Here is a 12,592-nt window from a genome sequence, read left to right on the forward strand (position 1 = left end):
CTCTTACTCCCTTATCTGTCCATCACCAGTAACTACATATTTGTAGCTGGTCAATTCCTTTAAGCCCATTGGACCACGCGCATGTAATTTCTGAGTAGAAATCCCCATTTCACAACCCAGACCAAATTGGCCACCATCTGTGAAACGAGTCGAAGCATTGACATAAACCGCTGCCGAGTCCACTTGATTTGTAAAGTAAGCTATAGCATCAGCATTTTCTGTCACAATAGCGTCCGAATGATGGGTACTGTGAGCTTCGACATGTTCAACTGCTTCCTCAAGACTAGAAACGACCTTAACGGCTAAGATATAGTTCAAAAACTCGGTATCAAAATCTTGTGGCTCTGCTGCTATCCCGGAAATAAATTGACTAGCTTTTTCATCTAAACGGAATTGAATAGGTTCAAGTCCAACTTCTTTTCGATCGGCAACCAGAACTTGCTCCAAGCGAGGAAGGAAGCTTGCTGCCTTGTCTTCATGAACAAGTAGAACCTCCATGGCATTGCAAACAGAGGGACGACTGGTTTTAGCATTGTTGATGATAGACAGAGCCTTGTCTTCGTCTGCATCCTTATCCACATAGACATGGACAATCCCAGTCCCTGTCTCGATGACTGGTACAATAGCATTCTCAACGACAGCATTGATCAAGCCAGCCCCTCCACGAGGAATAAGGAGGTCTAGATAGCCCTTGGCCTTCATCATGGCATAACTACTTTCACGGCTAGTATCTTCTACTAATTGAATGACATCTGGATGAATAGTCGTTGTCTCCAAGCCCTTTTTCAAGGCTATGACAATAGCATGAGCTGTTTGATAGGCATCCTTACCACTACGAAGAACAACCGCATTTCCACTCTTAAGAGCCAAAGCAGCTGCATCAGACGTCACATTTGGACGGCTTTCATAGATAATACCGATAACCCCCATGGCTACACGTTTCTTGGTGATGGCCAGGCCGTTTTCAAGCTGACTAGTTTCTAAAACTTCACCGATTGGATCTGGTAAAGCAACTACTTCACGAATCCCAGTTGCCATAGCTTCTATACGCCCTGCATCCAAATAAAGACGATCCAGCATAACATCTGAGATTTTACCTTTGGCCGCTTCCATATCGTTAGCATTAGCTGTTAAAATCTCTTCAGTAGCTGCTAATAAGTGATCAGCCATGGCTAGCAAGGCTTGGTTTTTCACCTCTTCACTAGCTGTATTGATCGATTTTTTAACAGCCTGTACCTGTTCAAATTGTTCTTGTGTACTTACCATAGTTTACCTCTAAAATTCTGTAAAGAGTAGTTGGATTTCAGGAGTAATGGAAATCCAGTCATCACGGTGAATCAAGACCCCCTTGGCTTTTTGAGATCGAAGGACATCTTTCAGCCCCGATGCACCTAGTTGTACTCTACCTTTTCCAAGTGATTTTCCAGTTTCCTTATCAAAAACCGTAACAATATCGCCATAAGAAAAATTGCTCTCAACATCTACAACACCTGATAAAAGTAGACTTTTACCATGTTGAGAGAGAGCTTCTGCAGCACCTTTATCAACCCAAATAGCCCCCTGACTTTTGGCATAAAAGGCTAGCCATTGTTTCTGGGTACGGAGCCCCTTCTCCTGTGCAACAAAGTAAGAACCGTCCTTGGTCTTCTCTGCTGCCTCTATCATAGCATCAGCTTTCAAGGATGAACAAATATAAACAGGTACTCCTGACTCTGTCGCAATGGTCGCTGCCTTTATCTTAGTCAGCATACCTCCAGTTCCATTAGATGAACCTGCTCCGCCAGCCATATCGATAATTTCACGATTGATGGTCTCGATTCTCTCCAAGCGTTTAGCTCTTGGATCCGAGTTAGGATTACCAGTATAAAGACCGTCTACATCTGTTAAGAGAACCAAAAGATCTGCTTGCACCATTGCAGCTACCTGAGCACTGAGCGTATCATTATCCCCGACCTTGAGCTCATCAATAACGACACTGTCATTTTCATTGATAATAGGAATCGCACCACGATTAAGCAGGACTGACAAAGCTTGATGGGCATTTTTATAACGTCGTTTATCGACAAAATCATCCTGAGTTAGCAAGATTTGCGCTGAAACAATCTGTCTTAAGAGCAAATTTGTTGTATATTCTTCCAGAAGCAATCCTTGACCAACCGCCGCTGAAGCTTGCTTATCCGCAATCTTTGTTGGTCGTTTTTTAAATCCTAAGGCTCCGAAACCTGCTGCAACAGCCCCAGAAGACACCAAAATCAGCTCATGACCTGCTTCATGTAGCATTGCTAGCTGCTGTGTAATAGCTTTTACTTTACTGCGAGATAAACTTCCATCTTTATGAGTCAAGGATGAAGTCCCTACCTTAAATACGATACGCTTGTACTTCATATTTCTCTCCAAATTTAATATTTAACCATTTTACCATGATTTTATGAAATTGTAAAAAAGGAACTCTCTCACTTTTGATCGAAAAAAAAAGAACCTTGCAAAGCAAGATTCTTTTAGTGTCTGACTTAAATAATTGTTCTTCTGGGAACTAAATCGAATTAAGCTTCGATTTCTGTAACCATACCTGAACCAACAGTACGTCCACCCTCACGGATAGAGAATGTAGTACCTTGTTCTACGGCGATTGGGTGGATCAACTCAACGTCGATTGTCACGTTATCACCTGGCATTACCATTTCAGTACCTGCTGGAAGTTCGATTGAACCTGTAACGTCAGTAGTACGGAAGTAGAATTGTGGACGGTAGTTGTTGAAGAATGGAGTGTGACGTCCACCTTCTTCTTTAGTAAGGATGTAAACTTCACCTTTGAATTTAGTGTGTGGGTTGATTGAACCTGGTTTAGCGATAACTTGTCCACGTTCGATTTCGTCACGTTGAACACCACGAAGAAGGACACCTACGTTGTCTCCTGCAAGACCTTCGTCAAGTTGTTTACGGAACATTTCAACACCAGTAACAACAGCTTTTTTAGTTTCTTCTTTGATACCAACGATTTCGATTTCGTCGTTGACACGAACAGTACCACGGTCGATACGTCCTGAAGCAACTGTACCACGTCCAGTGATTGAGAATACGTCTTCGACTGGAAGAAGCAATGGTTTGTCAGTGTCACGTTCTGGTTCTGGAATGTACTCATCAACAGTGTTCATCAATTCCATGATGATGTCTTCGTATTTAGAGTCACCTTCAAGAGCTTTAAGAGCTGAACCTTGGATAACTGGAAGATCGTCACCTGGGAAGTCGTATTCTGAAAGAAGGTCACGGATTTCCATTTCAACCAATTCAAGCAATTCTTCGTCGTCAACCAAGTCGATCTTGTTCATGAAGACGATAAGGTGTTTAACACCAACCTGACGTGAAAGAAGGATGTGCTCACGAGTTTGTGGCATTGGTCCGTCAGTTGAAGCTACTACAAGGATAGCTCCGTCCATTTGAGCGGCACCAGTGATCATGTTTTTAACGTAGTCCGCGTGTCCTGGAGCGTCGATGTGAGCGTAGTGACGTTTTTCAGTTTCGTACTCAACGTGCGCAGTGTTGATTGTGATACCGCGTTCGCGTTCTTCTGGAGCAGCATCGATAGACGCATAGTCTTTAGGTTGGTTAACTGCTGAAGGCAAGCGACGTGCCAAAACAGTTGTGATAGCTGCAGTTAGGGTAGTTTTACCGTGGTCAACGTGTCCGATAGTACCAATGTTAACGTGTGGTTTACTACGATCGTATTTTTCTTTTGCCATTTGAGTAAAAGCCTCCAATAAAATATATTTTATAGATAGACAGTAGGCAATACAGTCTAACTTTCCTTACTATTTTATCAAATTTCAGCTAAATTGCAAGTGTTTTACAAAGTTTTTGTGAATTATTCTTATTCTTGCTCTACTTCCTCTACCAATTTATTTAAAATATCTATAAATAGGTTTATTTTAGCAAAAGGCGATAGACCATAAATCGATAACCCAAGTCTGAATTTCTTATTTCCAGCCCCGAAAGACTTCAATCATTCAGTTGTTTGTAAAAAATTTATGTATAGAAAAATTAAAGTTTCATTATAAGAGATTTGAGAGTTTGAAAACCAATAAAAAGGTTGATCAACTACAGCGCCAAAGATACAATGATCAAAAAAAGGTCGGGATTTTTTATCCCGACATCTTTATTCTGATAGATGTTTCTTAACTTCTTGTGCTTCCTTATGATTTTCATACAGTCGCGCTAAGAATTTAGCAATCTCTTTTAAAATGGAATAGGTTGGAACAGCAACAATCATCCCAATCACACCATAAATATTACTTGATAATAAAAGCAAGACTAAAATAGTAATTGGGTGAACCTTCATAACCCCACCCACAATACGTGGATATAAAATATTTCCATCAACTTGCTGAATAATCAACATATAAATGACAGCAATAATCATTTTATGAGGATCGGTGAAGAGATTTGAGATGATCATTGGAATCAAGCCAATGCTTGGTCCTACATACGGAATCAAATTAGCCAATCCAGAAAAAATGGCGAAGACCAAGGCATATCTTAGACCAATCACACTATAACCGATAAAAGCTAAACATCCAATAATAACTGCATCTATAGACACTCCACTAATGTAACGAGAAATAGTTGTATTTAGGTTTGTCAATAAACCAGATATGTTCAATTTATCTCGTTTTAATATCGTTCTTTCTAGCATGGGTAAAAATTTATGCCCATCAAGTAATAAGTAAATCAAGAAAACTGGTGTCATGATGATAATCAATACAGTGCTTACGAGTGCAGATAGAACACTTCCAACACTATTTGTCACACTGTTCAAGATATTTTGCAAAATATCAACATAAGAGAGGTTCAGTTGCTGAATAGTTTGTTGGATATCTAGATTTTGCAGGGCTGGATGTTTTGATAACTCAATGACTAAATCTTGAAGACGACCGTAAATGTTTTGACTCGAGTAAATTAAGCTACTTAACTGATTAATCAAAATCGGCAGCAGATAAACAAAACTAAGTACGAGTGCACAAACTAAGGCACAAAGGGTTAACAAAATCCCAATGATTCGATTGATTTTGCATTCCTTCTCTAAAAAGATAACAATTGGGTTAGTTAGATAATACAAAAATCCTCCCAATAAAAAAGGAATCATGATTGTATTTGCAACACTAACAAAGGGTGTAATAATAGCACCCATTTCTTTCCATAGATAGAAAATTAAGGTTATTAGTAGAATTTCAGTTGTCCAGAAGAATAGTTTGTTTCTCCGAAACATAGGCCACCTCCTCTTTTCCCTATTTTACCATATTTCAAAAAAGATTGATAACTTTCATCACAAAAACAAGAATATCTTTTGTCTTTGTGATAGAATAAAGTTACTATGAAGAAATTATTTTTAACCCTAATCACATTATTTTTTTTCGGTTCGGCTACAACTGTTTCGGCCCAGGATTTTGATGTAGCTGCAAAACATGCGATTGCTGTTGAAGCTAATAGCGGTAAGATTTTATACGAAAAAGATGCTACTCAACCTGTTGAAATTGCTTCTATTAGCAAATTGCTTACCGTATATCTCGTTTACGAAGCCTTGGAACAGGGGAAAATCTCTCTTTCTACTCCTGTAGAAATTTCTGATTACCCCTACCAGTTGACAACTAATTCTGCGGCTAGTAATGTTCCCATGGAAGCTAGAAATTACACTGTCGAAGAATTGCTAGAAGCGACTTTGGTATCTAGCGCTAACAGTGCTGCTATCGCTTTAGCTGAAAAAATTGCTGGTTCTGAGAAGGACTTTGTAGATATGATGAAGGCCAAACTACAAGAATGGGGAATTCAAGATGCTACACTCGTCAACACAACTGGACTCAATAATGAAACTCTTGGCACTAATATCTATCCTGGTTCAAAGAAAGATGATGAAAACAAATTGAGCGCTTATGATGTTGCTGTCGTTGCTCGCAACCTCATCCTCAAGTATCCTCAAGTTTTAGAAATCACCAAGAAACCTTCTTCTACTTTTGCAGGGATGACCATTCATTCTACCAACTATATGTTGGAAGGAATGCCTGCCTATCGTGGTGGTGTTGATGGACTTAAAACTGGTACGACTGATAAAGCTGGAGCATCCTTTGTAGGTACGACTGTAGAAAAAGGAATGCGCATCATCACAGTTGTCTTAAACGCTGACAACCAAGATACTAATCCATATGCACGCTTCACAGCTACTTCTTCTATTTTAGATTACATCTCATCAAACTTTGCTCTTCAGACAATTGTCAAACAAGGAGAGAGTTATGAAGATAGTAAATCGCCTGTATTAGATGGGAAGGAAGATACAGTTACAGCTGTCGCCAAAGAAGATATCAAAATCGTACAACGTCTTGGTAGTCGTACACAATCAACTATTACCTACTCAGCGGATACTACTGAACACACTGCTCCACTAGAGGCAGGAACTGTCGTTGGACATTTGACTTATGAAGACAAGGATCTAGTTGGTCAAGGATACATTACAACTGACAAACCTAGTTTTGAGATGGTCGCAGAAAAAAATGTCGAAAAAGCCTTCTTCTTAAAAGTTTGGTGGAATCGCTTCGTTCGTTTTGTTAACGAGAAGTTATAAAAAATCGAAAAATCGCGAAATTCGCGATTTTTTTCTTTATTCATTTTTAGCTACAGTCGAATGGTTATATCCGTAAACAAAGTAAATAATAACTCCTATTAATAAAGCTAGTCCAAATGCCATCCATGTTTCAAGGGTATATTGGAGCATAAATGAAAGGCAGATCAGAATAGACAAGATTGGTAAAAAAGGAACCAGGGGTGTTTTAAATTCTCCCTCTTTGGGCATACCCTTATCTTTTCTCAATTTGATGATCCCATAGGCTAGGAGAATAAGATAGGCTAAGGTGCAGATATTGAGAAAGGCTGCGATACTTGCCAGTGGGAAAATTCCCGCTGCAATAGCTGAAACAACACCTGTTAAAATGGTCGCATTCTTAGGGACACGACTGGTCTTAGTCACTTGTTTGAAACTCTGAGGCATGAGCCCATCACGTGCCAAACTATAAATCATTCGAGACAAGGCGTAAGTCATGGAAATACATACCGTAATCAAAGTAAAAATTGCAACAAGTGAAACATAATTAGCTGCCCAACCAATACCGATACTTCTCAGAGCAAAAGCCACTGCATCATCAACATTGAGCTTGCTATAATGAACGATACCTGTCAATATCAAGGTAACCAAGGCATACAGAATGGTTACAATGGTTAAGGATAAAACAATCCCACGTGGAATATTCTTTTGTGGACTTTGAATTTCGTCAACTGCCATAGAAATGGACTCAAACCCTAAGAATCCAAAGAACATCAGTGAAGCACCTGCCATAATTCCAGTGCTTCCACCATAAATTTGACCAAAACCAAATGGTGCAAAATCTGACCAATTTTCAGGTTTAATGTACCAAATACCAACTAGAATAAATAAGGCAAGAGCAGAAAATTTTAAAACAACAAGAATAGAATTAAAACGGAGAGCTGCTTTCGAATTTAAAAGTACAACGCCTGTAACAAGTAGAATTACTAAAATTGGTAAAAAATCAATATAAGTACCATGTTCAGGATTAAAAGTTCCATTTAAGGCTTGTGGCAAGGAAATTCCATAATGGCTAAGCAAACCTTTAAAATAGGCCGCCCAACCAGAAGCAACACCTGAAACTGCTGTCATAAATTCCATAATGGTTAACCAACCAGCTATCCAGGCTGGGAATTCACCCAAAATTGCATATAAATAACTATATGCTCCACCCGTTGCAGGAACACGAGAAGCAAATTCTGCAAAAAAGAGTGCAGATAAGGACACGCAGATAGCAGAAATTACAATCGATACCACAAGGGCAGGTCCTGCTAATGTTGCTGCAGCAGTTCCTGTAATCGTAAAAATACCTGTTCCCACCATAGCACCAATTCCCAAGAGAATTAAATCCCATAGTTTTAAATGGCGATGCATTTCTGTCTTACCTAGACTAACGTCTTTGGTTCTAAAAATATTCATTATTCATCTCCCAATTTATAAGATTGTATTATTTTATCATATATAAGGATTTTTGTGAATATTTATTAGCATCTTTCATCAAAAAAAACTGAACAAATGTAATACTTGCTCAGTTTCCGTTCATAAAGTTTATCCGACAGATCCTTCCATTTCGTAGCTAATCAAGCGATTAAGCTCAACTGCATACTCCATTGGAAGTTCTTTGGTGAAGGGCTCTACAAATCCCATGACAATCATTTCAGTTGCTTCAGTCTCTGACAAGCCACGACTCATAAGGTAATAGAGTTGTTCTTCTGAAATCTTAGAAACCTTGGCTTCGTGCTCCAAAGCAACTTGTGAGTTGTGGATTTCATTAAATGGAATGGTATCTGATGCTGACAAGTCATCCATGATAATGGTATCACACTCGATGTGAGAAACAGATTTCTTAGAGTTTTTATTAAAGGTTACCTGTCCACGATAGTCAACCTTACCTCCGCCTTTGGCAATAGACTTAGATACGATAGATGAACTAGTATGTGGAGCATTGTGGATCATCTTAGCACCAGTGTCCTGATGCTGTCCAGCATTAGCAAAGGCGATAGAAAGCATGGTACCACGCGCTCCTTCTCCATCTAAGTATACAGATGGATATTTCATAGTCGTTTTAGCACCCAAGTTTCCATCAATCCACTCAACAGTCGCGTCTTTTTGAGCCTTAGCACGTTTTGTAACCAAGTTATAGACGTTATCAGACCAGTTTTGGATGGTTGTATAACGCATATAAGCTCCGTCCAAAGCAAAGATTTCTACAATGGCTGCGTGCAAGCTGTTGCTTGAATAAGTTGGAGCTGTACATCCTTCTACGTAGTGGACACTTGCTCCCTCATCAACGATAATCAAGGTACGTTCAAACTGACCAGTATTTTCGTTGTTGATACGGAAGTAAGTTTGAAGTGGAATATCTACCTTGACACCTTTTGGTACATAGATAAAGGTTCCACCTGACCACACTGCTGAATTGAGGGCAGCTAACTTGTTATCTGTCGGCGGTACCAATTTCGCAAAGTATTGTTTAAATAAGTCTGGGTATTCCTTGAGGGCAGAATCCGTATCTGTAAAGATGATACCTAACTTCTCAAATTCTTCCTTCATGTTGTGGTAAACCACTTCTGACTCATACTGGGCAGAAGCTCCAGCTAGATAGGCACGCTCAGCTTCTGGAATCCCAATACGTTCAAAGGTTTCTTTAATCTTTTCAGGTACATCATCCCAAGAACGTGCTGGTTTATCAGAAGGTTTTTGGTAGTAGATCAAGTCATCAAAATCAATCTCTGACAAGTCTGCTCCCCAGGTTTGCATGGGCATTTTTTTGAAGGTTTCATAAGATTTCAAACGGAATTCTAACATCCACTCAGGCTCACCCTTGGCAGCAGATAATTCACGAATAACACCTTCGTTGAGTCCTTTGCCTGTCGATAGGACAGGCTCTACATCATCATGGAAACCAAATTTATATTCACCAAGATCAATTGGTTTTGGTTCTACTCTTTCTTCAGCCATAATATCCTTTCTTTCATTCTTCATTTCTAATATTTCATAAGACAAAAGAAGCTTGTCTTATTTGTTTTCTTGATTTTCGATTGTTTTCTTAAGGGCGTTCCAAGCTAGGGTTGCACATTTGATTCGTTGCGGAAATTTGGCAACTCCTGACAAGAAGGCTGCGTCTCCAAGACTATCTTGTTTGTCATCTTTTTGTCCTTGAACCATTTCTGAAAAAATGGTCGCAAGCTCTAGGATTTCTTGCTTGGTCTTACCCAAAACGGCATCTGTCATCATACTAGCAGAGGCAGTTGAGATGGTACAGCCAGAGTTTAGAAAAGCGATATCTTCCAAACGATCGTCAGAACCAAACTTGACAGAGAGATTGATAACATCACCACAGGTAGGATTGTTGAGACTGATTTGTTCAGCATCTTCTAACTTCCCTTGATGATGAGGATTTTTTGAATGGTCCGCTACCACCGCCATATAGAGGCTATCTAGTTTAGAAAGTGCCATTGAAAAACTCCTTTGTCTTTTGTAAAGCATCGACCAGCTTGTCGCAATCTGCCTTGGTATTGTAGATATAAAAACTTGCACGAGCTGTTGCTGGGACGTCCAAATATTGAAGCAGAGGTTGAGCACAATGGTGACCGGCACGAACTGCTACTCCTTCATAATCTAGAGCTGTCGCAAGGTCGTGAGGATGAAGGTCCCCTAGATTAAAGGCAATAACACCTGAACGCTGAGCCAAATCTTGCGAACCGTAAATGGTCAAACCTTCAATTTCCTGCAATTTTGGAAATACGTATGCAATCAGTTCTTGTTCATGAGATTCAATGGCATCCATACCAATCTTTTCAAGATAATCCACGGCAGCTGCAAATCCAATAGCTCCAGCCATATTGGGAGTTCCAGCCTCGAATTTCCAAGGTAACTCCTTCCAGCTAGCAGATTGCTCATAGACGAAATCAATCATTTCGCCACCGAATTCAACTGGTGACATTTGTTCCAGATACTTTTCTTTACCGTAAAGGACGCCAATACCAGTTGGACCAGCCATCTTGTGACCTGAAAAGGCAAAGAAGTCCACATCCAAGTCCTGAACATCAATCTTCATATGAGGTGTAGATTGAGCACCATCTACCACCATGATGGCTCCAACTTCATGAGCTAATTGAGTAATTTCTTTGATAGGATTAACCACTCCAAGAACGTTTGATGCGTGAGCTAGTGAAACAAATTTAACTTTGTCAGTTAATTTAGAACGCAAGTCACCCATATCCAGAGCTCCATCTTTGAGATAGACATAAACAAGCTCTGCCCCAGTCTTTCGGCAAGCTTCCTGCCATGGGATAATATTGGAGTGATGTTCCATGACAGAAATCAAGACCTGATCTCCCTCAGTCAAGATTTCTTCAGCATAACGTGCTACCCAATTAAGACTAGTTGTCGTACCTCTGGTAAAGAGAACTTCCTTTGTGGAGTCTGCATTGATAAACTTCCGAATGGTTTCACGAGCAGCTTCATAAGATGCTGTCGCCCTTTCAGCCAAGGTATGAACCCCACGGTGAACATTGGCATTGTCCTGCTCATAGTAATGATTAATCGCTTCAAGAACAGCTAGTGGTTTTTGTGTCGTCGCAGCATTATCCAAATAAACCAGAGGTTCGTCATTGACAATCTGGTCTAAAATCGGAAAATCCTTGCGAATCACTTCTACATCTAACATAGGCTTCCCCTTAGCGTTTTGACAATTTTTCTTCGATCGTTGCAATCATTTCATCGCGAACTTCTTTGACTGGAATCTCAACGATAACAGATCCAAGGAAACCACGAACAACTAAGCGCTCTGCAGTTGCCTTATCCAATCCACGACTCATGAGGTAATACATGTCTTCTGGATCAACTTGTCCGATAGACGCTGCGTGTCCTGCAGTAACATCATTTTCATCAATCAAAAGAATTGGGTTGGCGTCTGAACGAGCCTGATCTGAAAGCATGAGAACACGACTTTCTTGTTGGGCATCTGCTCCCTTAGCGCCCTTGATGATGTGACCGATACCGTTGAAGGTCAAAGTTGCTTTTTCAAGGATAACCCCATGTTGGAGGATATTACCGATAGAGTTGCAACCATAGTTAGTCACTCGAGTATCAATTCCCTGTACCTGACGACCGCTTGAAAGTGCTACGACCTTAAGGTCTGCATGGCTACCATTACCAATCAAGTCACTATCAAAGTCAGCAACGATATTTCCTTCGTTCATGACACCGATGGCCCAGTCAATACTTGCATCGTTGCCTAATTTACCACGACGGCTAATGTAGGCAGTGACATTCACACCAAGACGGTCAATTGCAGCAAATTTCACTTGAGCACCAGAACGTGCAATCACTTCAACAGTGATATTAGCAGTCGCCTTAGCACTACCCTCACCGCGTGATTCTAAACGTTCGAGGTAGCTGATTTTAGAGTTTTTACCTGCAATGATCAGAATGTGCTTGTTAAATGGCACATCGCTATCGCTGTCTTGGTAGAAAATTCCTTCGATTGGTTCAGCAATTTCCACGTTATCAGGAATGTAGAGAACAGCACCACTATTGAAATAAGCTGTGTGGTAGGCCGCCAACTTATCATCGTCATACTTAACAGATGACATGAAGAATTCTTCGATCAGCTCTGGAATTTCTTCTAAAGCTGAATGAAAGTCTGTGAAGACAACACCCTGTTCAGCCAACTCAACTGGAATTTGCTCAAAAACAGTTTGAGTTCCAACTTGCACCAACTTTAAATGATTATCTAAAGCTGTGAAGTCAGGAACATTTGCTGAGGGTTCGCTTTCTGTGATAGTTCCGTCACCAAGATTCCAACGGTGAAATTTGACACGCTCAATGACTGGTAATTCTAGGCTCTCAATTTTGTCAAAAGCTTTTTGACGGAGTTCAGACAACCAGCTTGGTTCAGCGTGCATTTCTGAAAAAAGTTTAATAGTTTCTTTAGTCATTTACTTCTCCTAAAAGATACGA

The 12,592-nt window shown here is 40.2% G+C and carries 10 protein-coding genes; 1 reads left to right on the forward strand and 9 read right to left on the reverse strand.

Annotated features, from left to right (window positions below; translation table 11 throughout):
• Positions 1–3 precede the first annotated feature (3 nt).
• The 4 genes from AAFQ93_RS07780 to AAFQ93_RS07795 all read right to left on the reverse strand — a co-directional run bounded on the left by AAFQ93_RS07780 (position 4) and on the right by AAFQ93_RS07795 (position 5,263).
• Positions 4–1,266, reverse strand: coding sequence for a glutamate-5-semialdehyde dehydrogenase (locus AAFQ93_RS07780; protein WP_375555093.1), 1,263 nt, complete (start codon positions 1,264–1,266; stop codon positions 4–6).
• Positions 1,267–1,275: 9 nt separating this feature from the next.
• Positions 1,276–2,385, reverse strand: coding sequence for a glutamate 5-kinase (gene proB / locus AAFQ93_RS07785; protein ID WP_375555094.1), 1,110 nt, complete (start codon positions 2,383–2,385; stop codon positions 1,276–1,278).
• 158 nt (positions 2,386–2,543) lie between these two features.
• A complete protein-coding gene (tuf, locus tag AAFQ93_RS07790; RefSeq protein ID WP_001040718.1) occupies positions 2,544–3,740 on the reverse strand; it encodes an elongation factor Tu in 1,197 nt (398 codons plus the stop codon).
• A gap of 413 nt (positions 3,741–4,153) precedes the next feature.
• Positions 4,154–5,263: an AI-2E family transporter gene (locus AAFQ93_RS07795; protein WP_375555095.1), complete on the reverse strand. Its 1,110-nt coding sequence runs from the start codon at positions 5,261–5,263 to the stop codon at positions 4,154–4,156.
• Positions 5,264–5,368: 105 nt separating this feature from the next.
• Here AAFQ93_RS07795 and pbp3 point away from each other — a divergent pair, with 105 nt between their 5' ends.
• Positions 5,369–6,610: a D-alanyl-D-alanine carboxypeptidase PBP3 gene (gene pbp3, locus AAFQ93_RS07800; protein ID WP_375555096.1), complete on the forward strand. Its 1,242-nt coding sequence runs from the start codon at positions 5,369–5,371 to the stop codon at positions 6,608–6,610.
• A 36-nt stretch (positions 6,611–6,646) separates the two neighbouring features.
• Here the strand turns inward: pbp3 and AAFQ93_RS07805 are convergent, their stop codons facing one another.
• The 5 genes from AAFQ93_RS07805 to sufD form a co-directional block, all read right to left on the reverse strand.
• Positions 6,647–8,044, reverse strand: coding sequence for an APC family permease (locus tag AAFQ93_RS07805; RefSeq protein WP_375555097.1), 1,398 nt, complete (start codon positions 8,042–8,044; stop codon positions 6,647–6,649).
• Between the two features lie 129 nt (positions 8,045–8,173).
• Positions 8,174–9,586 (reverse strand): Fe-S cluster assembly protein SufB, encoded by a 1,413-nt coding sequence (sufB, locus tag AAFQ93_RS07810; RefSeq protein ID WP_375555098.1) that lies wholly within the window; start codon positions 9,584–9,586, stop codon positions 8,174–8,176.
• Between the two features lie 57 nt (positions 9,587–9,643).
• Positions 9,644–10,084, reverse strand: a complete 441-nt coding sequence (sufU, locus tag AAFQ93_RS07815) for a Fe-S cluster assembly sulfur transfer protein SufU (RefSeq protein ID WP_375555099.1) — start codon at positions 10,082–10,084, stop codon at positions 9,644–9,646.
• A complete protein-coding gene (locus AAFQ93_RS07820) occupies positions 10,071–11,297 on the reverse strand; it encodes a cysteine desulfurase (protein ID WP_375555100.1) in 1,227 nt (408 codons plus the stop codon). The genes sufU and AAFQ93_RS07820 overlap by 14 nt, the downstream gene beginning before the upstream one ends.
• Before the next feature lie 10 nt (positions 11,298–11,307).
• Positions 11,308–12,570, reverse strand: a complete 1,263-nt coding sequence (sufD, locus tag AAFQ93_RS07825) for a Fe-S cluster assembly protein SufD (RefSeq protein ID WP_375555101.1) — start codon at positions 12,568–12,570, stop codon at positions 11,308–11,310.
• Positions 12,571–12,592: the final 22 nt, after the last annotated feature.

Origin of the sequence: Streptococcus nidrosiense (assembly GCF_042140045.1) — a bacterium.
Taxonomy (GTDB): Bacteria; Bacillota; Bacilli; order Lactobacillales; family Streptococcaceae; genus Streptococcus; species Streptococcus nidrosiense.